Source organism: Streptomyces sp. NPDC004126, from assembly GCF_050275515.1.
In the GTDB taxonomy this organism is placed as follows: Bacteria; Actinomycetota; Actinomycetes; order Streptomycetales; family Streptomycetaceae; genus Streptomyces.
Genome location: NZ_JBNNPF010000017.1, coordinates 42,817 through 66,342 on the forward strand (window position 1 = coordinate 42,817; position 23,526 = coordinate 66,342).

General features: G+C 71.4%; 22 protein-coding genes. 14 read left to right on the forward strand and 8 right to left on the reverse strand.

Annotation, left to right across the window (positions count from 1 at the left end; genetic code table 11):
- Positions 1 to 244 precede the first annotated feature (244 nt).
- Positions 245 to 688: an SRPBCC family protein gene (locus ACQKM2_RS17995; protein WP_405977798.1), complete on the reverse strand. Its 444-nt coding sequence runs from the start codon at positions 686 to 688 to the stop codon at positions 245 to 247.
- A 152-nt stretch (positions 689 to 840) separates the two neighbouring features.
- Positions 841 to 1,041, reverse strand: a complete 201-nt coding sequence (locus ACQKM2_RS18000; protein ID WP_427710790.1) for a hypothetical protein — start codon at positions 1,039 to 1,041, stop codon at positions 841 to 843.
- A 221-nt stretch (positions 1,042 to 1,262) separates the two neighbouring features.
- Here ACQKM2_RS18000 and ACQKM2_RS18005 point away from each other — a divergent pair, with 221 nt between their 5' ends.
- The 3 genes from ACQKM2_RS18005 (at position 1,263) to ACQKM2_RS18015 (ending at position 4,472) form a co-directional block, all read left to right on the forward strand.
- Complete coding sequence (locus ACQKM2_RS18005; protein ID WP_427710792.1) at positions 1,263 to 2,297, forward strand: Rv2578c family radical SAM protein; 1,035 nt, start codon at positions 1,263 to 1,265, stop codon at positions 2,295 to 2,297.
- A gap of 135 nt (positions 2,298 to 2,432) precedes the next feature.
- Positions 2,433 to 4,022 carry an alpha/beta hydrolase gene (locus tag ACQKM2_RS18010; RefSeq protein ID WP_427710794.1) on the forward strand — a complete coding sequence of 530 codons (1,590 nt, stop codon included), beginning with the start codon at positions 2,433 to 2,435 and terminating at the stop codon, positions 4,020 to 4,022.
- A gap of 24 nt (positions 4,023 to 4,046) precedes the next feature.
- Entirely contained in the window at positions 4,047 to 4,472 is a 426-nt protein-coding gene (locus tag ACQKM2_RS18015) for a RidA family protein (RefSeq protein WP_427710795.1), read from the forward strand.
- 105 nt (positions 4,473 to 4,577) lie between these two features.
- Here ACQKM2_RS18015 and ACQKM2_RS18020 read toward each other — a convergent pair whose 3' ends face one another.
- The gene (locus tag ACQKM2_RS18020) at positions 4,578 to 5,147 is read right to left on the reverse strand and encodes a HEAT repeat domain-containing protein (RefSeq protein WP_427710797.1); all 570 of its coding nucleotides are present in this window, start codon (positions 5,145 to 5,147) and stop codon (positions 4,578 to 4,580) included.
- A 386-nt stretch (positions 5,148 to 5,533) separates the two neighbouring features.
- On the opposite strand from ACQKM2_RS18020, the gene ACQKM2_RS18025 reads away from it, so the two are divergent.
- The 9 genes from ACQKM2_RS18025 (at position 5,534) to pssA (ending at position 16,587) form a co-directional block, all read left to right on the forward strand.
- Positions 5,534 to 7,336: a 3-hydroxyacyl-CoA dehydrogenase family protein gene (locus ACQKM2_RS18025; protein WP_427710799.1), complete on the forward strand. Its 1,803-nt coding sequence runs from the start codon at positions 5,534 to 5,536 to the stop codon at positions 7,334 to 7,336.
- 181 nt (positions 7,337 to 7,517) lie between these two features.
- Positions 7,518 to 8,333, forward strand: coding sequence for a TetR family transcriptional regulator (locus tag ACQKM2_RS18030; protein WP_427710801.1), 816 nt, complete (start codon positions 7,518 to 7,520; stop codon positions 8,331 to 8,333).
- A gap of 423 nt (positions 8,334 to 8,756) precedes the next feature.
- On the forward strand, positions 8,757 to 10,094 hold the full coding sequence (gene ccrA / locus ACQKM2_RS18035) for a crotonyl-CoA carboxylase/reductase (protein ID WP_427710802.1): 1,338 nt from the start codon (positions 8,757 to 8,759) through the stop codon (positions 10,092 to 10,094).
- 38 nt (positions 10,095 to 10,132) lie between these two features.
- Complete coding sequence (locus ACQKM2_RS18040; protein WP_427710804.1) at positions 10,133 to 12,202, forward strand: protein meaA; 2,070 nt, start codon at positions 10,133 to 10,135, stop codon at positions 12,200 to 12,202.
- Positions 12,199 to 13,173: an HpcH/HpaI aldolase/citrate lyase family protein gene (locus ACQKM2_RS18045; protein ID WP_427710806.1), complete on the forward strand. Its 975-nt coding sequence runs from the start codon at positions 12,199 to 12,201 to the stop codon at positions 13,171 to 13,173. Before ACQKM2_RS18040 ends, ACQKM2_RS18045 begins: the two co-directional genes overlap by 4 nt.
- Before the next feature lie 3 nt (positions 13,174 to 13,176).
- Positions 13,177 to 13,689, forward strand: a complete 513-nt coding sequence (locus ACQKM2_RS18050; RefSeq protein WP_427710808.1) for a MaoC family dehydratase — start codon at positions 13,177 to 13,179, stop codon at positions 13,687 to 13,689.
- A 2-nt stretch (positions 13,690 to 13,691) separates the two neighbouring features.
- Positions 13,692 to 14,897 carry an acyl-CoA dehydrogenase family protein gene (locus ACQKM2_RS18055; protein ID WP_007267474.1) on the forward strand — a complete coding sequence of 402 codons (1,206 nt, stop codon included), beginning with the start codon at positions 13,692 to 13,694 and terminating at the stop codon, positions 14,895 to 14,897.
- A 186-nt stretch (positions 14,898 to 15,083) separates the two neighbouring features.
- Positions 15,084 to 15,740 carry a phosphatidylserine decarboxylase gene (locus ACQKM2_RS18060; RefSeq protein WP_125817380.1) on the forward strand — a complete coding sequence of 219 codons (657 nt, stop codon included), beginning with the start codon at positions 15,084 to 15,086 and terminating at the stop codon, positions 15,738 to 15,740.
- Positions 15,727 to 16,587: a CDP-diacylglycerol--serine O-phosphatidyltransferase gene (gene pssA, locus ACQKM2_RS18065; protein WP_185911220.1), complete on the forward strand. Its 861-nt coding sequence runs from the start codon at positions 15,727 to 15,729 to the stop codon at positions 16,585 to 16,587. Before ACQKM2_RS18060 ends, pssA begins: the two co-directional genes overlap by 14 nt.
- 398 nt (positions 16,588 to 16,985) lie before the next feature.
- Here the strand turns inward: pssA and ACQKM2_RS18070 are convergent, their stop codons facing one another.
- The 5 genes from ACQKM2_RS18070 to ACQKM2_RS18090 form a co-directional block, all read right to left on the reverse strand.
- Positions 16,986 to 17,996: a 2-hydroxyacid dehydrogenase gene (locus tag ACQKM2_RS18070; RefSeq protein WP_427710811.1), complete on the reverse strand. Its 1,011-nt coding sequence runs from the start codon at positions 17,994 to 17,996 to the stop codon at positions 16,986 to 16,988.
- Positions 17,997 to 18,089: 93 nt separating this feature from the next.
- On the reverse strand, positions 18,090 to 19,121 hold the full coding sequence (locus ACQKM2_RS18075; RefSeq protein WP_007263649.1) for a 6-phosphofructokinase: 1,032 nt from the start codon (positions 19,119 to 19,121) through the stop codon (positions 18,090 to 18,092).
- 155 nt (positions 19,122 to 19,276) lie between these two features.
- Complete coding sequence (locus ACQKM2_RS18080; RefSeq protein WP_427710936.1) at positions 19,277 to 19,921, reverse strand: response regulator; 645 nt, start codon at positions 19,919 to 19,921, stop codon at positions 19,277 to 19,279.
- A gap of 53 nt (positions 19,922 to 19,974) precedes the next feature.
- Positions 19,975 to 21,186: a MacS family sensor histidine kinase gene (macS, locus tag ACQKM2_RS18085; protein ID WP_427710812.1), complete on the reverse strand. Its 1,212-nt coding sequence runs from the start codon at positions 21,184 to 21,186 to the stop codon at positions 19,975 to 19,977.
- 57 nt (positions 21,187 to 21,243) lie between these two features.
- A complete protein-coding gene (locus ACQKM2_RS18090; RefSeq protein ID WP_427710937.1) occupies positions 21,244 to 22,035 on the reverse strand; it encodes a lysophospholipid acyltransferase family protein in 792 nt (263 codons plus the stop codon).
- A gap of 160 nt (positions 22,036 to 22,195) precedes the next feature.
- Here ACQKM2_RS18090 and ACQKM2_RS18095 point away from each other — a divergent pair, with 160 nt between their 5' ends.
- On the forward strand, positions 22,196 to 22,975 hold the full coding sequence (locus tag ACQKM2_RS18095; RefSeq protein ID WP_427710814.1) for an alpha/beta hydrolase: 780 nt from the start codon (positions 22,196 to 22,198) through the stop codon (positions 22,973 to 22,975).
- The gene (locus ACQKM2_RS18100; protein ID WP_427710816.1) at positions 22,968 to 23,525 is read left to right on the forward strand and encodes a hypothetical protein; all 558 of its coding nucleotides are present in this window, start codon (positions 22,968 to 22,970) and stop codon (positions 23,523 to 23,525) included. The genes ACQKM2_RS18095 and ACQKM2_RS18100 overlap by 8 nt, the downstream gene beginning before the upstream one ends.
- Position 23,526 lies beyond the last annotated feature (1 nt).

The following is a 23,526-nucleotide window of genomic DNA, read 5'->3' on the forward strand; positions in this document are numbered from 1 at the left end:
CGGGGAGCCCCCCTCCGCGCGCCCGGGGGGGGGGGGGGCCCGCCCCCCCCCCCCCGCGGGGCGGGGGGGGCCGCCCCCCCCCCCCCCCGCCCCCCCCCGGGCCGGGGTGCGGGCCGGGGTGCGCGGCGGGTCGAGGGGCGGGTCGCGGGCCGGGTGGAGGGGCGGCTCACGGCGGGCGGGAATTCCACCCGAACCGGTGAGCCGTCCCCCGGCGCTGTCCCGCCGGCGGCCGTGGTGCCGTCCGTCAGGCGCCGACTTCCTTGGCCAGGTTGTCGAGGACGGTGTCGTAGATGCGGCCGAGGCCCTTGGGGGCGAAGGTGCGCTCGAAGAAGCCGCCGATGCCGCCGGCGCCGTTCCAGACGGTGCTGACCACGGCGCGGGAGCGTCCCTCGCCGGCGGGGGTCACGGTCCAGGTGGTGACCATGGAGGAGTTGCGGTCCTTCTCCACGAGCTGGCCGTCGGTGGGCTCGGTGACCTCCAGCAGGCAGTCCCGTACGCGCTTGCTGGTGGCCTGGAGCTTCCAGTGGACCAGGGTGCCCTCGCCGTCCCCGCCCTCGCGCACCTCGTACTCGCTGAAGTGCTCGGGGAGCAGCTTGTTCCGGGTGCCGGTGTAGTCGGCCAGCGCGTCGAACACGGTGTCCGCGTCGGCCTCGATGATGCGCTCCGTGGTGGCCTCGACCTGCGCCATACCTGTTCCTCCAGCAGTCGTGAACGTTGCGGCGGCAAGCCAATCACCTCCGGGGCGGGCGCCCAAATCCGCCCTCCGTCGCCGGGCGGCCCCGGCCGGGGGCGAGGGGCCTCCGGCCGGGGGGACGGGACCGCTGCCGTCCTGACCGGTCCTCAGGAGAGGAGGCCGAGGAGGTTGCCCAGGGCGATGGTGGCGAAGTTCACGTCGTAGTTGTACGAGTTGCCGCTGCCGATGACGCTGCCGCCGAGGCCGTCGCCGCCGCCCAGGGCCGCGGCGTGGGCGGCGGTCGACGAGACCCCGCACACGACGATCGCGCCGACCGCCGCCAGGGAGGACTTGAGGAAGTTACGCATTTCATCACCTTTCATGATCTGTCGGACGTCGATTGCCTTCCCGGCGGGCCGGGCGGGACGCCCTCGCCGCGGGGCGGGCAACCCCATCGGCGCAGCACTTGCGGCCACTCGCAGCACCGCCCGCCCGCACCGGCGGGTTCTCGCCCGCACGATCATGGGAACGTTTGTTCTATTCTCGGGTCCCCGTCCGCGTCACCGTCCCCGTCACCGAGGAGGCATCCATGCGCTGGGAGAATCTGACCGGGGCGCCGGGCAGCGGTCCGGCCGCCCTGTTCGGGGCCGGCTCCGTCGTCACCCGCACCTTCGACACCCCCGAGTTCCGCGGGATCACCTTCCACGAGGTGCGGGCCCGCTCGATCGTCAACCGGGTGCCCGGGGCCTCGCGGATGCCGTTCGAATGGACCGTCAACCCCTACCGGGGCTGCAGCCACGCCTGCGTCTACTGCTTCGCCCGCAAGACCCACGGCTACCTCGACCTGGACACCGGGATCGGCTTCGACTCCCAGATCGTCGTCAAGGTCAACGCCCCCGAGCTGCTGCGCCGCGAGCTGGCCGCGCCGCGCTGGGGCGGCGCGCACATCGCGATGGGCACCAACGTCGACTGCTACCAGCGCGCCGAGGGCCGCTACCGCCTGATGCCCGGGATCATCGGGACGCTGCGGGAGCGCGCGAACCCCTTCTCGATCCTCACCAAGGGCACGCTGATCCTGCGCGACCTGCCCTTGCTGCGGCAGGCCGCCGAGGTCGCCGAGGTCGGCGTCTGCGTCTCGGTCGGGTTCACCGACACGGGCCTGTGGCGGACCGTGGAGCCCGGCACCCCCTCCCCCGCCGCCCGGCTGGCCGCCGTACGGGCCCTGACGGACGCGGGCCTCGAATGCGGGGTGCTGATGGCGCCGGTGATCCCCTTCCTCGGCGACTCCCCCGAGCAGCTGCGGGCGACCGTCCGGGCGGTCGCCGCGTCCGGGGCGGCCTCCGTGACACCCCTGGTACTCCATCTGCGGCCGGGGGCGCGCGAGTGGTTCACGGCCTGGCTCGGCCGTCATCACCCGCACCTGGTCGAACGGTACGAACGGATGTACGCGGGCGGCTCGTACGCGCCCACCTGGTACCAGCGCCGGATCACCCGCCAAGTCCACGAGCTCGCCGCCGAATTCGGCATCGGACCGGCCCGGCGCGGGCAGCCGCGGGCCCTGCCCGAGCCGGAGCGGCCCGCCGCCCCGGCCCCCGCCGGACCGACGCAGCTGACGCTGATGTGACCCCGCGGCACGCACCGCCCGTGACCCGGACGCCTCCCGACGGGTCATCACATCGGGCCAATGCGCGACCCAATCCCGTCTTCCCGCCACGGTTTCCGGGACGATTCCGCCCAGAACCCTCGGCTGGGAGGCCCCATGCTCCACCCCTCGAAGCTGCGCCCCGCGAAGAAGCGGGCCGCCGTCCTGCTGGCGATCTCCACCGTCGCCGCCGCACTCGCGACCCCCCTCACCGCCGCGCCGGCCGCGCCCGCCGAGGCGCCCGCCCCGGCCGCCGCGGGCCTGCGCTGGACCGGCTGCGCGACGCCCCGCTACCCGACGCTGCAGTGCGCCTCCCTCAAGGTCCCGCTCGACCACGAGCAGCCCGCCGGGCGGCAGATCTCCCTGGCCCTGACCCGCGTCCCGCACACCGCCGCCGCCTCCCAGGGGCCGCTGCTGGTCAACCCCGGCGGCCCGGGCGGCAGCGGCCGCGCGCTGGCCGGGTTCATCGCCTCGGCCCTGCCCAAGGACGTGGCCGCCCAGTACGACGTGATCGGCTTCGACCCCCGGGGCGTGGGCAAGAGCGAGCCCGCCCTCGACTGCGGGTCCGGGCACTTCAACCCGGTACGGCCCGACTCCGTGCCGCGGGACGGCGCGACCGAGCGGGCCAACCTGGAGCGGGTGCGGTCCTTCGCGGTGTCCTGCCAGGAGAAGCACGCGGACGTGCTCCCGTACGTCGGCACCGTCTCGGCGGCCCGCGACCTGGAGGTGCTGCGCACCGCGCTGGGCGCGCCGAAGCTCAGCTACTTCGGCTACTCCTACGGCACCTACCTGGGCGCCGTGTACGCCAAGCTCCACCCGGACCGGGTGCACCGGCTGGTGCTGGACTCCGTGGTCGACCCGGGCGGCGTCTGGTACGCGGACAACCTCTCGCAGGACCTGGCCTTCGACGCCCGCCACAAGGCGTTCCTGGCCTGGGTGGCCCAGTACGACTCCACGTACCACCTGGGCACCGACCCGGCCCGGGTCGAGGAGCGCTGGTACGCGATGCGCGAGGCGCTGCGCGGGGCCCCGGCGGGCGGGAAGGTGGGCCCGGCCGAGCTGGAGGACACGTACATGCCGGGCGGCTACTACAACGGCTACTGGCCGTCGCTGGCCGAGGCCTTCGCGGCGTACGCGGTCAAGCAGGACCCGAAGCCGCTGGTGGCGGCGTACGAGCGGCTGGGCGCGGTGGAGCCCTCGGCGAACAACAGCTACAGCGTCTACACGGCGGTGCAGTGCCGGGACTCGGCGTGGCCGCGGGACTGGAACCGCTGGCGGGCCGACATGTGGCGGACGCACGCCAAGGCGCCCTTCATGACCTGGAACAACGCCTGGTACAACGCGCCGTGCGCGTTCTGGCCGACGCAGCCGCTGGAGGCTCCGGACGTGACGAACACCGCGCTGCCGAAGGCGCTGCTGTTCCAGGCGACGGAGGACGCGGCCACCCCGTACGAGGGTGCGGTGAGCATGCGGGACAAGCTGGCGGGCTCGGCGCTGGTGGTGGAGGAGGGCGGAGGCAACCACGGCATCGCCCTGAGCGGCAACAAGTGCCTGGACGAGAAGCTGTCCGCGTACCTGAGGACGGGCCAGGCGGCGGACGCGACCTGCCAGGCGCAGCCCGCGCCGAAGCCGGCCACGGCGACCCGGGCGGTGCCGCCCTCGGCGGGCGGTGCGGCCCTGCACGGGCTGCTGGGCTTCCGGGGCTGACGCCGGGCGGGCAAGATCGTCCGCATGACTCTTCCTTCGAACGCCGACAGCCACCTCACCCGTATCGCCGCGCCCGAGGGCGTCAGCCCCGGCACCGGTTACAGCCACGTCGTCTGGGGCACCGGGCGGTTCGTGGCCGTGTCGGGGCAGTGCGCCTTCGACGAGAAGGGCGAGGTGGTCGGCGAGGGCGACCCGGCCGCGCAGGCGCGGCAGGTGTTCGAGAACCTGCGGCGGTGCCTGGCGGCGGCCGGGGCGGGCTTCGAGGACGTGGTGAAGCTGACGTACTTCGTCACGGACGTGGCCGACCTGCCGGCGGTGCGGGCGGCCCGGGACGAGGTGATCGCCCCGGACCGGCTGCCGGCGTCCTCGGCGGTCCAGGTCGCGGCCCTGTTCCGCCCGGAACTCCTGCTGGAGGTGGAAGCCTTCGCGGTGATCCCGGCGGAGCGCTGAGGGCACCGCTGCGCGGGGGTCCGGGGGCGGAGCCTTCGGGGAACGGGCGAAGGGCGGGTAGGGGACCGGCCCCGCGCAGCGGCATGCGCACCGCCCGGCCAGGGCTTACGCGTCGGGGTGCCCCGCCATCAGCCCGGCCAGGGCCTCGGTGGCGGCCAGCGCCAGCCGGGGGTGGGCCTGGGCCCGGACGAGGACGTCGCGGGCCCGGGCGTCGGCGAGGGCGCCCAGGCCCTCGACGCAGGCCAGGGCCACCCGCCAGTACGGGTCGTGCGGGGCCAGCAGCCGGGACAGGGTCTTGATCAGGGCCGGGGCCGACTCGGGCGCCCGCAGCGCGGTCAGCAGCCGGACCGGGTGCAGGGCGTAGGCCGTGCGCAGGGAGTTCGTCGCCAGGGCGGCCGCCGCGCGGGCGGTGCGCGGGTCGCCGAGGACGCCGAGCGCCTGAGCGGCGGCGGCGCAGCGGGCCGGGTCCCGGTGGTTGAGCAGCAGGACCAGTGGTTCGAAGGCCCGCCGGTCCCCGGCCATCCCGAGCCGGTACGCGGCCAGTTCGCGGGCCCACAGGGGCAGCCCGGCGGAGGTCAGGGAGGCGGCCAGGGCGTCCGGCGCCGCCGCGAGCAGTTCCGCGTACGCGGCCGAGCCGTCGGCCTCCGCCCGCAGGCGTTCCAGGACGTCGTTCACGCGGCCACCCTAGGGCCCCGCGGCCCCCGGTAGGCGGCGTTCCGCGGAGCCCGCTGATCGATGATCGATGATCGGTACATTTGGGCGGTACAGGTCACATCTCCGCGCTCTGGCGGACCAGTTACCGGCCGGTTAATGTCCTTCCCAACACGTACGGACGCGGCCTGGTGACGCAGCCGCCCCGTACCAGTCGGTCCGTTCGCTCGACCGTTTCACCCGTACGGCTGGACCCCGGGACAGGGTTCCGCCGTCTCCACCCGCCGCGCCCCCATCCCTCTCCGGGCGCACCGCCGGGTCCGCTCCGCACGGCTCTTCCGTACGGCATCCGCGCGCGCCGTGCGCCGCGCGCTCCCTCAGTCGTCACCCTCTTCCACTGGAGTCCCGCGATGGACCTTCCGTCCACGTCCAGTCAGTCCTCCCTCCGCACCGTCGCCGTCGTCGGCCTCGGCACGATGGGCACCGGCATCGCCGAGGTGCTCGCCCGGGCCGGCCGCGAGGTCATCGGCATCGACGTCAGCGAGGCCGCCACCCGACGCGCCGCCGGGGCCCTCGCGGCCGCCACGGCCCGCTCGGTGGCCAAGCACAAGATCACCGAGCAGGAGCGCGAGGCGGTCCTGGCCCGCTTCCGCACCTTCACGGACATCGGGGCCGCCGCCGAGGCCGACCTCGTCATCGAGGTGGTCCCGGAGGACTACGACCTCAAGCACCGGATCATCGGCGAGCTCGACGCGGTCGTCCGGCCCGACACCGTGCTGGCCACCGGCACCAACGCGCTGTCCGTGACCCGGCTCGCCGCCGAGTCCCGGCACCCGGAGCGGGTGCTGGGCATGCACTTCTTCAACCCGGCCCCGGCGATGAAGCTCGTGGAGGTCGTCTCCAGCGTGCTGACCGCGCCGGCGGCCGTCGAGGCGGTCACCGAGCTGGCGGTGGAGCTGGGCAAGCAGCCCGTCGCGGTCGGCGACCGGCCCGGCTTCGTCGCCGACGGCCTGCTCTTCGGCTACCTCAACCAGGCCGCCGCGATGTACGAGGCCAAGTACGCCTCCCGCGAGGACATCGACGCGGCGATGAAGCTGGGCTGCGGCCTGCCGATGGGGCCCCTGGCCCTGCTCGACCTGGTCGGCGTGGACACCGCGCGCACCGTGCTGGAGGCCATGTACGCCTCCTCGGGCGACCGGCTGCACGCCCCGGCGCCGATCCTGGGCCAGCTCGTCGAGGCGGGCCTGACCGGGCAGAAGGCCGGGCGCGGCTTCTACACGTACGAGGCCCCGGGCAGCCCGGTGGCCGTCCGCGACCTGCAGACCCCGCTGGACGGGTCCCTGCTGGGCGCGGGCCGTCCGGTCTCCTCGGTCGGCGTGGCCGGCTCCGGGACCATGGCGAGCGGCATCGCTCAGGTCTTCGCGCAGGCCGGCTACGACGTGGTGCTGGCCGCCCGCAGCGAGGAGAAGGCCGAGGCCGCGAAGGCCGCGATCGGGAAGTCCCTGGGCCGTGCGGTGTCCAAGGGCCGACTGACCGAGGAGGCCGCCGCGCAGACCCTGGACCGGATCACCCCGGCCGGGTCGCTGGACGCCTTCGCGGACGTGGACCTGGCGGTCGAGGCGGTCGCCGAGGACCTGGAGGTCAAGCAGCAGCTCTTCGCGGGCCTGGACAAGGTCTGCAAGCCGGGCGCGGTGCTGGCCACCACCACCTCCTCGCTGCCGGTGATCGCGGTCGCGCGGGCCACCTCGCGTCCGCAGGACGTGATCGGCATGCACTTCTTCAACCCGGCTCCGGCCATGAAGCTGGTCGAGGTGGTCCGGACGGTCCTGACGGCCGACGACGTGCACGCCACGGTCCGCGAGGTCTGCACCAAGGTGCGCAAGCACCCGGTGGACTGCGGGGACCGGGCCGGCTTCATCGTGAACGCGCTGCTGTTCCCGTACTTGAACAACGCCGTCAAGATGGTCGAGCAGCACTACGCGGGCATCGACGACATCGACGCCGCGATGAAGCTGGGCGGCGGCTACCCGATGGGGCCCTTCGAGCTCCTCGACGTGGTCGGCCTGGACGTGTCGCTCGCCATCGAGAAGGTCCTCTACCAGGAGTTCCGCGACCCCGCCCTGGCGCCGTCCCCGCTGCTGGAGCACCTGGTGGCGGCGGGCTGCCTGGGCCGGAAGACCGGCCGCGGATTCCGTGAGTACGCCCGCCGGTAGGGGGACACCCCCTGACCCCCGGCCGGGCCCCGATCAGGATGCGTGGGGAGGGCTGCTCGGGTCCGCCGGACCCTCACGGCGGACATACCCTCCCGAGCCCAGTGCGGGCCCTCCCCCGCATCCACCCCCCTCGCACCCCCCTCCGGCGCGCGCGCCTGCGCGAATGAAGTACTTTCGCTCTATGTCCCAGCCCGCCAAGACCTCACCCCGCGCCACGTCGGCCGCCGACTCCCAGGAGAGCGCGGCCGGCACCCGGGCGGCCGCCCAGCGGCTCAAGATGCGCCGCGAGCTCGCCGCCGCGGCGATGGAGCTCTTCGCGACCAAGGGGTACGAGGCCACGACGGTCGACGAGATCGCCGCGACCGCCGGGGTGGCGCGCCGGACCTTCTTCCGGCACTTCCGCTCCAAGGAAGAGGCGATCTTCCCGGACCACGACGACACCCTGATCCGCGCCGAGGCCGTCCTGGACGTGGCTCCGGCGCACGAGCACCCGCTCGACACGGTGTGCCGGGGGATCAAGGAAGTCATGAAGATGTACGCCGCCTCGCCGGCGGTGTCGGTGGAGCGCTACCGGCTGACCCGCGAGGTGCCGGCGCTGCGGGAGCGGGAGATCGCCTCGGTGGCCCGCTACGAGCGGCTCTTCACCCGCTACCTGCTCGCCCACTTCGACGAGACCGACCACCACGACGGCAACGACGACCCGCTGCTGGCCGAGGTGGCCGCCTCCGCGGTGGTGACCGCGCACAACCACGTGCTGCGGCGGTGGCTGCGGGCGGGGGGCCAGGGGGACGTGGAGGCCCAGCTGGACCACGCCTTCGCGATCGTCCGCAAGACCTTCGGGTCGGGGATCGGCGCCGGCCGGACACCGGGCGCGGCGGTCGAGGCACCGCAGGCGGCGGTGCGCACGGAGGGTGAGGTCCTGGTCGCGGTGGCGCGTACGGACGCTCCGCTCGACGAGGTCATGCGGACCATCGAAGAGGCACTCAGGAACAAGTAGGCGGTCGCCCCTCCAGCAGCAGGAGGCGACCTCCGTCACAGCGGCCGCTCCCATTCCGGGGGCGGCCGTTTTCCTTTGTCCGAGTTGCCCCTACTCGCGGGTAACTCTGATCGATCATCGCTCATCTGCGCAGGTCAATCGGCAAGTGAGAGAAATTTTTGGCACCCAGTGCCTTGCCGAGTGACACGGGGTGCCATACGTTGAGTCCCGTCCGGATGTCCCCGCGGCCCACACCCACTCGGTACGGAACGCGCCCCGGATGCCTGCGTCACCAGGCCCCGCTCGCCCTCACCACAGGCGCGACAGCACAGCAGCAGCACAGCTCCGCCGGACCGACGGCACCTCGCAGCACCACACCACACGTAACCGCGCACCCGCGTATCCCTCAGCGCACCCTCATCAGCGCTTGCCGGAGGCAATACCGTGAAGGACATCCTGGACGCGATTCAGTCGCAGTCCGCCACCGCCGCAGACTTCGCCGCACTGCCGCTCCCCGACTCGTACCGCGCGATCACCGTGCACAAGGACGAGGCGGAGATGTTCGCGGGGCTCACCACCCGCGAGAAGGACCCGCGCAAGTCCCTGCACCTGGACCAGGTCCCGGTTCCGGAACTCGGCCCGGGCGAGGCCCTGGTGGCCGTCATGGCCTCCTCGGTCAACTACAACTCGGTGTGGACCTCGATCTTCGAGCCGGTTTCCACCTTCAACTTCCTGGAGCGCTACGGGCGCCTGTCGGAGCTCACCAAGCGCCACGACCTCCCGTACCACGTCATCGGCTCCGACCTCGCGGGCGTCGTGCTGCGCACCGGCCCCGGCGTCAACTCCTGGAAGCCGGGCGACGAGGTCGTCGCGCACTGCCTCTCGGTCGAGCTGGAGTCCTCGGACGGGCACAACGACACGATGCTCGACCCCGAGCAGCGCATCTGGGGCTTCGAGACCAACTTCGGCGGCCTGGCGGAGATCGCCCTCGTCAAGTCGAACCAGCTGATGCCGAAGCCCGACCACCTGAGCTGGGAGGAGGCCGCCTCCCCGGGCCTGGTCAACTCCACCGCCTACCGCCAGCTGGTCTCCCGCAACGGCGCCGGCATGAAGCAGGGTGACAACGTCCTGATCTGGGGCGCCAGCGGCGGCCTCGGCTCCTACGCCACCCAGTTCGCCCTGGCCGGCGGCGCCAACCCGATCTGCGTCGTCTCCTCCCCGGAGAAGGCGGAGATCTGCCGCAAGATGGGCGCCACGGCCGTCATCGACCGCAACGCCGAGGGCTACAAGTTCTGGAAGGACGAGCGCACCCAGGACCCGCGCGAGTGGAAGCGCTTCGGCTCGAAGATCCGCGAGCTGACCGGCGGCGAGGACATCGACATCGTCTTCGAGCACCCGGGCCGCGAGACCTTCGGCGCCTCCGTCTACGTCACCCGCAAGGGCGGCACGATCACCACCTGCGCCTCGACCTCGGGCTACATGCACGAGTACGACAACCGCTACCTGTGGATGTCCCTCAAGAAGATCATCGGCTCGCACTTCGCGAACTACCGCGAGGCGTGGGAGGCCAACCGCCTGATCGCCAAGGGCAAGATCCACCCCACCCTCTCGAAGGTCTACTCCCTGGAGGAGACCGGCCAGGCGGCGTACGACGTCCACCGCAACCTCCACCAGGGCAAGGTCGGCGTCCTCGCCCTCGCCCCCGAGGAGGGCCTCGGCGTCCGCGACCACGAGATGCGCGCCAAGCACCTCGACGCGATCAACCGCTTCCGCAACGTCTGAGTCTGTAGTCCACTCAAAGGCCATAAGGATCGCCTGAGATGACAGAGCGCCAGAAGGACCGTCCGTGGCTCATGCGGACGTACGCCGGCCACTCCACGGCCGAGGCGTCCAACGAGCTGTACCGCCGCAACCTCGCCAAGGGCCAGACCGGCCTGTCGGTCGCGTTCGACCTCCCGACGCAGACCGGCTACGACCCCGACCACGTCCTCGCCCGCGGCGAGGTCGGCCGGGTCGGGGTCCCGGTCTCCCACCTCGGCGACATGCGGCGGCTGTTCCAGGACATACCCCTGGAGCAGATGAACACCTCGATGACGATCAACGCCACCGCCATGTGGCTGCTGGCGCTCTACCAGGTGGCCGCCGAGGAGCAGGGCGCGGACATCGCCCAGCTCCAGGGCACCACCCAGAACGACATCGTCAAGGAGTACCTCTCGCGCGGGACGCACGTCTTCCCGCCCGGGCCCTCGCTCCGCCTGACGACGGACATGATCGCGTACACGGTCAACCACATCCCGAAGTGGAACCCGATCAACATCTGCAGCTACCACCTGCAGGAGGCCGGGGCCACGCCGGTCCAGGAGATCTCGTACGCGATGTCCACCGCGATCGCCGTCCTGGACTCGGTGCGCGACTCGGGCCAGGTGCCCGAGGAGCGCTTCGGCGAGGTGGTCGCCCGCATCTCCTTCTTCGTGAACGCGGGCGTCCGCTTCATCGAGGAGATGTGCAAGATGCGCGCCTTCGGCCGGATCTGGGACAAGGTCACCAAGGAGCGCTACGGCATCGAGAACGCCAAGCAGCGCCGGTTCCGCTACGGCGTCCAGGTGAACTCGCTCGGCCTGACCGAGGCGCAGCCCGAGAACAACGTCCAGCGCATCGTGCTGGAGATGCTCGCGGTCACCCTCTCCAAGGACGCCCGGGCCCGCGCGGTGCAGCTGCCCGCCTGGAACGAGGCGCTGGGCCTGCCCCGGCCCTGGGACCAGCAGTGGTCGCTGCGCATCCAGCAGGTCCTGGCCCACGAGAGCGACCTGCTGGAGTACGAGGACATCTTCGCCGGCTCCCACGTCATCGAGGCCAAGGTCGACTCCCTGGTCGCCGACTGCCTGGCCGAGATCGACCGGATACAGGAGATGGGCGGCGCCATGGCGGCCGTCGAGTCCGGGTACCTGAAGTCCCAGCTGGTCTCCTCGCACGCCGAGCGGCGCGCCCGGATCGAGGCCGGCGAGGACAAGATCGTCGGGGTGAACTGCTTCCAGCAGACCGAGGAGAACCCCCTCACCTCCGACCTCGACGGGGCCATCATGACCGTCGACCCGGCGGTGGAGGCGTTCACCGTCGAGCGGATCACCCGCTGGCGGGCCGAGCGGCAGGAGTCCTCGGACCGGCAGGGGAACGGCGACCCGTTCGTCTTCCCGACCGCCGGGCAGGCCCTGGACCGGCTGAAGGAGGCCGCCGCCGGGACCGAGAACCTCATGGAGGCCACCCTGGAGTGCGCCCGCGCCGGTGTCACCACCGGTGAGTGGGCGAACGCCCTGCGCGAGGTCTTCGGCGAGTTCCGCGCCCCGACCGGCGTCTCCTCGGCCCCGGTCGCCGTCACCGCCGAGGAGGGCACCCCGCTGGCCCTGGTCCGCGAGAAGGTCTCCCGGACGGCGGACGAGCTGGGCTCCGGCCGACTGCGCCTGCTGGTCGGCAAGCCCGGCCTGGACGGTCACTCCAACGGTGCCGAGCAGATCGCCGTGCGGGCCCGCGACGCCGGGTTCGAGGTGGTCTACCAGGGCATCCGGCTGACTCCCGAGGAGATCTCCTCGGCGGCCCTGGCCGAGGACGTGCACTGCGTGGGACTGTCCATCCTGTCCGGTTCGCACAGCGCACTGGTCCCGGACGTCCTGGAACGACTGCGCACGGCGGGGGCGGGCGACATCCCCGTCATCGTCGGGGGCATCATTCCGAACGCCGACGCCGTCACGCTGAAGGCCGCCGGGGTGGCCGCCGTGTTCACCCCGAAGGACTTCGGCATCACGGAGATCATCGGCCGTATCGTCGACGAGATCCGCAAGGCCAACAAGCTCCACCCTCTCAACATCGCTGAAAGCACGGAGGTCCCCGCATGACCACGCCCCTCTCCCCCGTGAACCGGCTGCGTCCGCGCCGCTCCTGCCTCGCGGTCCCGGGCTCGAACCCGCGGTTCCTGGAGAAGGCCCAGGGCCTGCCGGCCGACCAGGTCTTCCTGGACCTGGAGGACGCCTGCGCCCCGCTCGCCAAGGAAGGCGCCCGCCACACCATCGTGGACGCGCTGAACAACGGCGACTGGACCGGCAAGACCCGCGTGGTGCGCGTCAACGACTGGACCACCCACTGGACGTACCGCGACGTCATCACCGTCGTGGAGGGCGCGGGCCAGAACCTCGACTGCATCATGCTGCCGAAGGTCCAGGACGCCCAGCAGGTCGTCGCCCTGGACCTGCTGCTGACCCAGATCGAGAAGACCATGGGCTTCGAGGTCGGCAAGATCGGCATCGAGGCGCAGATCGAGAACGCCAAGGGCCTGGTCAACGTCGACGAGATCGCCGCCGCCTCGCCGCGCCTGGAGACCATCATCTTCGGCCCGGCCGACTTCATGGCCTCGATCAACATGAAGTCCCTGGTCGTGGGCATGCAGCCGCCCGGCTACCCCGCGGACGCCTACCACTACATCCTGATGCGGATCCTGATGGCGGCCCGTACGCACAACCTCCAGGCCATCGACGGCCCCTTCCTCCAGATCCGCGACGTGGACGCCTACCGCGAGGTCGCCGGCCGCGCCGCCGCCCTGGGCTTCGACGGCAAGTGGGTGCTGCACCCCGGCCAGGTCGACGCGGCCAACGAGGTCTTCTCGCCCTCCCAGGAGGACTACGACCACGCCGAGCTGATCCTCGACGCCTACGACTGGTGCACCTCCGAGGCGGGCGGCAAGAAGGGCTCCGCGATGCTCGGCGACGAGATGATCGACGAGGCCAGCCGCAAGATGGCCCTGGTCATCGCCGGCAAGGGCCGGGCCGCCGGCATGCAGCGCACCACCAAGTTCGAGATCCCGGGAGCCTGAGCCATGCAGTTCGGACGCACTTACGAGGAGTTCGAGGTCGGCGCGGTCTACAAGCACTGGCCCGGGAAGACGGTCACGGAGTACGACGACCACCTCTTCTGCCTCCTCACCATGAACCACCACCCGCTCCACATGGACGCGAACTACGCCGAGAACACGACCGACTTCGGCAGGAACGTGGTGGTCGGCAACTACGTCTACTCGCTGCTGCTCGGCATGTCCGTGCCGGACGTCTCCGGGAAGGCCATCGCCAACCTGGAGATCGAGTCCCTGCGGCACGTGGCGCCGACCTTCCACGGCGACACGATCTACGGCGAGACCACCGTCCTGGACAAGACCCCGTCCAAGTCCAAGGACGACCGCGGCATCGTCTACGTGGAGACCAAGGGCTACAAGCAGGACGGCACCCTCGTCTGCGTCTTCCGGCGCAAGGTGATGGTCCCGACCGAGACGTACATCAAGGCGCGCGGCGGCGAGCAGCCCGGCCGGCCTCAGCTGAAGGAACAGGGGAAGTAGCCATGGCACGACTCGCCCAGACCGCCGGGCTCACGGACGTCCAGCAGGAGATCCTCAAGACCGTCCGGGAGTTCGTCGACAAGGAGATCATCCCGGTCGCGACCGAGCTGGAACACCGCGACGAGTACCCGCAGCAGATCGTCGACGGCCTCAAGGAGCTGGGCCTCTTCGGCCTGATGATCCCGGAGGAGTACGGCGGCCTGGGTGAGTCGCTGCTCACCTACGCGCTGTGCGTCGAGGAGATAGCCCGCGGCTGGATGTCCGTCTCGGGCATCATCAACACGCACTTCATCGTGGCGTACATGCTCAAGCAGCACGGCACGCAGGAGCAGAAGGAGTACTTCCTCCCGCGCATGGCGCTGGGCGAGGTGCGCGGCGCGTTCTCGATGTCGGAGCCCGGGCTGGGCTCGGATGTGTCGGCCATCACGTCGAAGGCGGTGAAGGACGGCGACGAGTACGTCCTGAACGGCCAGAAGATGTGGCTGACGAACGGCGGCTCCTCGACCCTGGTGGCCGTTCTGGTCCGGAGTGACGAAGGACACCCCGAGGGCACCGCGCCCCACAAGTCGATGACCACCTTCCTCGTGGAGAAGGAGCCCGGCTTCGGAGAGGTCCGTCCGGGCCTGACGATCCCGGGCAAGATCGACAAGATGGGCTACAAGGGCGTGGACACGACCGAGCTCATCATGGACGGACTGCGCATTCCGGCCAATCGGGTCCTCGGAGGCCAGACGGGCCGAGGGTTTTACCAAATGATGGACGGCGTCGAGGTCGGCCGCGTCAACGTGGCGGCGCGTGGCTGCGGCGTCGCGCAGCGTGCTTTCGAACTGGGTGTCTCCTATGCCCAGCAACGTCACACTTTCGGCAAGGCGATCGCCGAGCACCAGGCCATCCAGTTCAAGCTGGCCGAGATGGCTACCAAGGTCGAGGCCGCCCATGCCATGATGGTGAACGCGGCACGCAAAAAGGACTCCGGGGAACGAAACGACCTCGAAGCCGGGATGGCGAAGTACCTCGCCTCCGAATACTGCAAGGAGGTCGTCGAGGATGCCTTCCGTATCCACGGCGGCTACGGGTTCTCGAAGGAGTACGAGATCGAGCGCCTCTACCGGGAAGCGCCGATGCTTCTGATCGGTGAAGGAACCGCCGAGATCCAGAAAATGATCATCGGGCGACGCCTGCTCGAGGAGTACCGACTCCAGGGCTGAATGTCCCTTTTGCGGTGGATCATCCGATGATCCACCGCAGAAGAGTCACCGGCAGTCACTGGCTGACGGCCATCGACTCGGCTTCTGGCTTGCCCAGTTGTTGCGCGCAACCGATAGCATTCCAGTAAAGCCGCCGTCCCGTCCCCCCGTTTGCGGCGCGGCAATCACCCGCTACGAAGGTCATCCATGCCCCACAGCCAAACCTCTGCACACCGCGACAGCCTCTCCGGCGTACGCCTCGCGCGCGGAGCATCGCCGTGGCTTCTGCCGACCGTCGCCACCGCGGCGCTCAGCCTCACCCGGGCCCGCAAGTCCGGACGCTGGGCCGCGGCGGCCGTGCCCGCCACCGCTCTCGCGGCGGGCATGCTGTGGTTCTTCCGCGACCCCGAGCGCGAGATCGCCCAGGGCCGTGTCATCTCGCCCGCCGACGGTGTGGTGCAGAGCATCATGCCGTGGAAGGACGGGCGCACCCGCGTCGCGATCTTCATGAGCCCGCTGAACGTCCACGTCAACCGCGCGCCCCTGGCGGGCACGGTGACGTCCGTGGAGCACATCCCCGGCGGGTTCGTCCCGGCGTTCAACAAGGAGAGCGAGAACAACGAGCGCGTCGTCTGGCACTTCGACACCGAGCTCGGCGACATCGAGATGGTGCAGATCGCCGGCGCCGTCGCGCGTCGCATCGTCCCGTACCTGCCGGCCGGAACCAAGGTGGAGCAGGGCGAACGCATCGGTCTGATCCGCTTCGGCTCCCGCGTCGACATCTACCTCCCGGAGGGCGTCGAGGTCGCGGTCGAAGTCGGTCAGGCCACCACCGCGGGGGTGACCCGAATTGACCGTGACTGACCCCGAGACTCCTGCCACCGGCTGGGTTCCCGAATCCGCCGAGGAGGAGTCCGCCGAGGACGACATGCCGCTCTCACTGCGGCTGTCGATAGCGGACACGCTCACCCTCGGCAACGCCACGTGCGGATTCATGGCGGTGTACTTCACCACCACCGGGATCCTCATCCCGCACCTCACCGGCAGCGGCGAGTCGGGCATGGCCCGGCACAGCGCGGCGACCGCGGTGATACTGATGCTGCTCGCGGCGGTCTTCGACCTCTTCGACGGCATCGTGGCCCGCAAGCTGCGCAGCTCGCCGATGGGCGCGGAGCTGGACAACCTGTCCGACCTGATCAGCTTCGGGCTGGCGCCCGCGTACTTCGTGCTCGTCTACGGCATGGTCGCCGACGACGCGCACCAGAAGATGTCGGCGCTCGCCGCGATCGTGGTGCTGCTGGCGGTCGTCCTGCGGCTCGCGAGATTCAGCTGCGTGACGATGAAGGACGGCATGTTCCAGGGCATGCCGAGCCCCTTCGGTGCGCTGACGGTCGTCTCGATCGTGCTGCTGGAGCTGCCGTTCGTCCCGACGCTGCTGGCGATCATCGGGGTGGCCTGGCTGATGGTGAGCCGGGTCGAGTACCCCAAGCCGCGGGGTGTCCTCGCGGCGGCGATGCTGAGCTGGATCGTCGGGGCGATGGGCCTCCTGGCGGCCTGGGCGTTCGACGCCCCGGGCGGCCAGCTGCTCCTCCAGACCGGCTGCGCGCTCCAGATCGCCCTGGCGGCGACCATCCCGCTGTTCGCGACGACCCGTCGCGCGAACACGTTCCGCCACAACCGGCGCGAGGCACGCGCGGCGCAGCTCCCGTAGCCCGGCCGCTTTTGAAGGCCCCGGGGTGCCACTGGCCCTCCGGGGCCTTCCCGTTTCTGATGCGCCGCTCGCGCGGCTCGGCCGCGGGCGGCCTCCCCGGCTTCGCGCCGCTGCGCCGGACTCCGTCCGTCGGGTGCGGGGCGGGGTCGGTCTGGCCGGCTGGTGCCGGTGGGCGTGTGCGGGTGGTGTGCCGCTGCGCTGGCTGGGTCCCCTACCCGCCCTTCCTCCGTTCCCCGGGCGCTGCCCGGACCCGTACGGGCGCTTCGCGCCCGTCGCCTCAAACGCCGGCGAGGCTGAAATCAGCCTCGCCGGCGTTTGAGGCGCGGGTCCGGGCGGAGCCCGGGGAACGGTGGAAGGGAGGGTAGGGGACCTCGCCCCGCGCAGCGGCCACCCACGGCTCACGGGAGGGGCGAGACCAGGACGTTCTCGGAGCGGCGCCCGGCCAGGTAGTCCGCCACGTTGCGGACCGTCGCGTCGACGATCTGCCCCACCGCGTCCAGCGTGTAGTACGCCTGGTGGCTGGTCACGACCACGTTCGGGAACGTCACGAGCCGGGCCAGCGTGTCGTCCTCGACCGCCTCCAGGGACCGGTCCGTGAAGAAGACCCCGGCCTCCGCCTCGTACACGTCCAGGCCCACCCCCGTGAACCGCCCCGCCCGCAGCTCCGCGACCAGCGCCTCCGAGTCGATCAGCCCGCCCCGGCTGGAGTTCACGAGGACCGCGTCGTCCCGCATCGCCTTCAGCGCGGCCGCGTCGACGATGTGGTGCGTCGCCTCCAGCAGCGGCACGTGCAGGCTGATCAGGTCGGCGGACGCGAACAGCTCGTCCTTGTCCACGTACGCCATGCCCAGCTCCACGCACGCCGGGTTCGGCGCGAGGTCCCAGCCCAGCAGCTTCATGCCGAAGCCGTGGGCGATCCGGGTGAAGGCCTCGCCGATCTTGCCGGTGCCCAGCACCCCCGCCGTTCGGCCCCGCAGGTCGCGGCCCATCAGGCCGTTCAGGCGGAAGTCGAAGTCCCGGGTGCGGTTGGATGCGCGGACGATCCGCCGGTTCACGGCCATGGCCAGCGTCCAGGCGAACTCCGCCACCGAGTACGGGGAGTAGTACGAGACCCGGCCGACGGTCATGCGGAGCTGCCGGGCCACGTCCAGGTCGATGTTGTTGAAGCCGGTGGAGCGCTGCGCGATCATGCGGGTGCCGCCGGCGGCCAGGGTGCGCAGGACCCGCCCGTGCAGTTCGGCGTTGACGCTGGAGGAGACGACCTCGTACCCGGCGGCGATCGGCGCGGTGTCCTCGCCGAGGAAGACGTCGAGGCAGCGGACCTCGTGGCGCCCCTGGAAGTGTTCCTCGAAGGCGCGCTCCAGCAGGGGCTTCTCGTCGGCGGTCACGCCGAAGGCCAGGATCTCCACGCTCGCTCGCTCCCCACAGGTCGGTCGGCCACGGGTCGTTTCGTCACGATACGACCCGTGGCCGAGGTCTGCAGGCGCCGGCCGGCACGAGCCTCAGCCGAAGAAGACCCCGACCTCCTCGTACAGCGCGGGGTCGACCGTCTTCAGCTTGGCCGTGGCCTCCGCGATCGGCACGCGGACGATGTCCGTCCCCTTCAGCGCGACCATCTTGCCGAAGTCGCCGTCGCGCACCGCGTCGATCGCGTGCAGCCCGAAGCGGGTGGCGAGCCAGCGGTCGAAGGCGCTCGGGGTGCCGCCGCGCTGGATGTGCCCGAGGACCGTCGTACGGGCTTCCTTGCCGGTCCGCGACTCGATCTCCTTGGCCAGCCACTCGCCCACGCCCGACAGCCGGACGTGTCCGAAGGAGTCGCGGGAGACCGCGTCCTTGAGGACGAGGTCGCCGTCCTTGGGCATGGCCCCCTCCGCGACCACCACGATGGGTGCGTAGCTGGCCTTGAAACGGGAGGTCACCCAGGCGCAGACCTGCTCCACGTCGAAGCGCTGCTCGGGGATGAGGATGACGTTGGCGCCGCCCGCCAGCCCCGAGTGCAGGGCGATCCAGCCGGCGTGCCGGCCCATGACCTCGACGACCAGGACCCGCATGTGGGACTCGGCCGTGGTGTGCAGCCGGTCGATGGCCTCGGTGGCGATGCCCACGGCGGTGTCGAAGCCGAAGGTGTAGTCGGTGGCCGAGAGGTCGTTGTCGATGGTCTTCGGTACGCCGACGCAGGGGACGCCGTACTCCTCGTAGAGCCGGGCGGCCACGCCGAGGGTGTCCTCGCCGCCGATCGCGACGAGCGCGTCGACCTCGAACTTGGCGAGGTTCTCCTTGATGGCGCGGACACCGTTCTCCGTCTTGAACGGGTTGGTGCGCGAGGAACCGAGGATGGTGCCGCCCCGGGGCAGGATGCCCCGGACGGCGGGGATGTCCAGCGGGACGGTGTCCCCCTCGACCGGCCCCCGCCAGCCGTCCTTGAAGCCGACGAACCCGTATCCGTACTCCTGCGTGCCCTTGCGGACGACGCCCCTGATCACCGCGTTGAGTCCGGGGCAGTCGCCGCCGCCGGTGAGCACTCCGACCTTCATGGAATCTCCCTTCGTCATGACGGTCACGCTAGTGGTGACTCAGGTCACAGCAAGGGGCCCGGAAAGCCCAATTCCGGTGACGGCACGGCGCGTTGCGTAAGCCCGTTCACTCGTACGGGGAGCCGAGGTGCAAGTAAGTACGACGTACGAACGGGTTACGCGTCGTCGAGCCCGCGCTCTATCGCGTACCGGACGAGCTCCACCCGGTTGTGCAGCTGGAGCTTGCCCAGGGTGTTCTGCACGTGGTTCTGGACCGTGCGGTGGGAGATCACCAGCCGCTCCGCGATCTGCTTGTACGACAGCCCCTTCGCCACCAGCCGCAGCACCTCGGTCTCCCGGTCGGTCAGCTGCGGCGCCTTCGGCACGTCGGGCGCGGCCGGCGCCGGGTCGGTGGCCAGCCGCCGGTACTCGCCGAGGACGAGGCCGGCCAGGCCCGGCGTGAACACCGGGTCCCCGGCCGCCGTCCGGCGGACCGCGTCGATCAGCTCCTGCGCCCCGGCCGACTTCAGCAGGTAGCCGGTCGCCCCGGACTTCACCGCCTCCAGGACGTCGGCGTGCTCACCGCTGGCCGACAGCACGAGCACCCGCAGCGCGGGATCGGCGCCGACCAGCTCCTTGCAGACCTGCACCCCGGGCATGCCCGGCAGGTTGAGGTCGAGGACCAGCACCCGCGGCGCCACCGCACGGGCCCGGCGTACCGCCTCCGGCCCGTCGCCGGCCGTGGCGACGACGTCGAAGCCCGCGGCGGCCAGGTCGCGGGCCACCGCGTCCCGCCACATCGGATGGTCGTCGACGACCATCACCCTGATGTCCTGGAGCTGGAGCTGGAGCTCGCTGCCGGCGTTCGCGTCGTTCACTGGGTCCTCCCCCTCGGTACTTTCAGTTCCACTTCGGTGCCCTGTCCGGGGACGGACACCAGCTCGGCGCTGCCGCCGAGGTCGCGCAGGCGCCCGCGGATGGACAGGGCCACGCCCATGCGCCCCTCGCCCTCCGCCTGGTCGAGCCGGCCGGCCGGGATGCCCGGGCCGTCGTCCCGTACGGTCACGATCACCTCGTCGCCCCAGTCCTCGACCAGGATCCAGGCACTGGCGCCCTCCCCGGCGTGCTTGCGCACGTTGTCCAGGGCCGCGCCGACCGCCGCCGCCAGCTCCCGCGCGGCGGGCGCCGGCAGCACCACCGGACTGCCCGGCTCGGCGAAGCTCACCCGGGACCCGGCGTGCGGGGCCAGCAGCGAGCGCAGGTCCAGTTCGGCCTCCTCCGCGCCGGGCTCCTCCACCTCGTACATGTCCACCAGCGCGCCGAGCGACCCGTCGCGCGAGACCCGGGAAGGCCGCACCAGCCCGCTGGAGACCAGCGTGCGCAGCGCCACCTCCTGCTCCCCCGCCATCCGGCCCAGCTCGGCGGCCTCACCGCCCAGCTCGGTGCCGCGGCGCTGGACCATGGCGAGGACCTGGAGGACCCCGTCGTGGATGTCGCGGGCGAGGCGCTCGCGCTCGCGGGTCGCGGCCTCGATCTCCAGGGCGCGGGCGAGGGTGGCCTCACTGGCCCGGGCGACCTCGACGACGTAGCCGATGGCGATGGAGGCCACCCAGACCAGCAGCACGTTGTGCAGGGCGTCCCGGGTGGGGTCGCCGCCGTGGATGACGAGGTTGGCGGCGGCCACGAAGGTCGAGGCGAAGCCGGCCCAGCGCCAGCCGCCCTTGAGGGCGAAGGCCAGGACCGAGCCCGCGGTCCAGATGCTGGGGAGCGTGGGGCCGCCCGCCGTGATCCGCGCGTGGGTGTCGGCGAGCGGGGTGAGGAGGATGCCGGTCAACGCGACGGCGAGGTCGGCGACGAGGAAGCCCTTGGTGCAGCTGGCCGCGTTCGCCACCCGGCGGTGGGTGGCCAGCGTCCAGACGGCGAGGAGGCCGAGGTAGCCGGCCGCCACCATCGGCTGGTCGAACTTCCGGTAGGCCGTTGCGAACAGCAGGGCCGCGTAGACCATGGTGAGCAGCCGGTACGCGGTCAGTGCCTGCCACAGCGGCTGCTCGACCGACATCCGTACGACGCGCTCGCGCTTCGCCATCTCCCCCACCCGCCCTGTCCCCGCGGACCCGGCCTCCCGGCCGGCCCGCCGCGCGCGCTACTCCGCGCCCGTCTCTCCCTTGGCCTTCTCGGCTTCGGCCTGCTCGGCCTTCTCGGCTTCGGCCTTCTCGGCCTTGGCCGCCTTGTCGGCCGCCTTGCCGCTCTCCTTGGCCGCCTTCTCCGCGTCCGCGATCTGCCGCTTGGCGGCCGTCGCGTAGATGTCCACGTACTCCTGGCCGGAGAGCTTCATGATCTCGTACATGACCTCGTCGGTCACCGAGCGGAGGATGAAGCGGTCCCCGTCCATGCCCTGGTAGCGGCTGAAGTCCAGCGGCTTGCCGATCCGGATGCCCGGGCGCATCAGCTTCGGGACCACCTTGCCGGGCGGCTGGATCTTCTCGGTGTCGATCATCGCGACGGGGATCACGGGCGCACCGGTGGCCAGCGCCACCCGGGCCAGACCGCCCGGCTTGCCGCGGTAGAGGCGGCCGTCGGGTGAACGCGTCCCCTCGGGGTAAATACCGAACAGCTCCCCGCGCTCGATGACCTCGATGCCGCTCTTGATGGCGGCCTCGCCCGCACCGCGCGCGCCGGAGCGGTCCACCGGGAGCTGGCCGACGCCCTTGAAGAAGGCCGCCGTCAGCTTGCCCTTGACCCCCGGGGAGGTGAAGTACTCCGCCTTCGCGATGAAGGTCACCTTCCGGTCCAGTACGGCCGGCAGGAAGAAGGAGTCGGAGAAGGACAGGTGGTTGCTCGCGAGGATCGCCGGCCCCTCGGCGGGAATGTTCTCGAGGCCCTCCACCCACGGCCTGAAGGCGAGCTTCAGGGAACCCCCGATGGAGAACTTCATTGCGCCGTAGATCAACTCGAAAGCCTTCCTGTGTCTGTCGAACAGACCATATCCCGTGGGCCCGCGCGGAGCGCCCGACGGCCCTGGTCGGTGTCATCCCGGTCGCGTACGGTGAAGTCACACAGCGCAACGCACCCCCCACCCTTCGAAGGAGACCCTGGTGCCCGTCCTCCCTGGAGCAGAGCCGTTCCGCCACGAGGGCGGAGAGGTGGGCGTACTCCTCTGCCACGGCTTCACCGGTTCGCCCCAGTCGCTCCGCCCCTGGGCCGAGTACCTGGCCGAGCGCGGGCTGACCGTCTCGCTCCCGCTGCTGCCCGGGCACGGGACGCGCTGGCAGGACATGCAGCTCACCGGCTGGCGGGACTGGTACGCGGAGGTCGACCGGGCGCTGCGCGAGCTGCTGGACCGGTGCGAGCAGGTCTTCGTCTTCGGACTCTCCATGGGCGGCGCGCTGACGCTGCGGCTGGCCGCCAAGCACGGTGACGCCATCAGCGGCATCGTCCTCGTCAACCCGGCCAACAAGGTGCACGACCCGCTGGCCGTCGCCCTTCCGGTGGTCAAGCACTTCATCCGGTCGACGCCGGGCATCGCCAGCGACATCGCCAAACCCGGCTCGGCGGAGGTCGGCTACGACCGCGTCCCGACGAAGGCCGCGCACTCGCTGCGGCAGTTCTTCCAGCTCGTGGACACCGAGCTGCCGCAGGTCACGCAGCCGGTGCTGCTGCTCCACAGCCCCCAGGACCACGTGGTCCCGCCGGTGGACTCGGCGCGGATCCTGTCCCGCGTGTCGTCGACCGACGTCACCGAGACCCTGCTGGAACAGAGCTACCACGTGGCGACGTTGGACCATGACGCGGAGCAGATCTTCGCGGACAGCTATGCGTTCATCGGGCGGCTCGCGAAGAGTGTCGGCAGGGAGGGGGCGGCCAGCGGTGGCTGAGCACGAGGAGTCCTCCGGGGGCGTTCCCCCGCTGGACGAGGAAGCGGCGTGGGCCGCGATCGTCGCCGGGTACGGGCAGGAACCCCCGGACCCGCCGGGGGCGAGGCCGTTCCGGCCGATCGAGAACCTGATGCTGCCGGAGGAGGACGTCAAGCCCGAGCCGAAGGCCCCGAAGCCCGACCCGGAGCCGAAGCCCGAGCCCAAGCCGGAGCTGGGCAGCTCGATCACCTTCGCCCCGGGCGTGGGCACCCCGGTCCCGACCCCGGGCCCGCGCGACCACACCCCGGCCGAACCGGCGGACGAGGGCCACTTCGTGCCGCCGGAGCCCGAGCTGCCGGAGGCGGACACGACGGCGAAGTTCGCCTGGCTCGCGGTGGTCGGCGGACCGGTACTGCTGCTGCTGGCGGTGCTGTTCCAGTGGGACATGACCTGGTGGCTGACCACCCTGGGCATCGGCGGCTTCCTGGGCGGCTTCGCCACCCTGATCGCCCGCATGTCGGGCGGCGACGAGGACGATGACGACGACCCGGGCCGCGGCGCGGTGGTGTAAG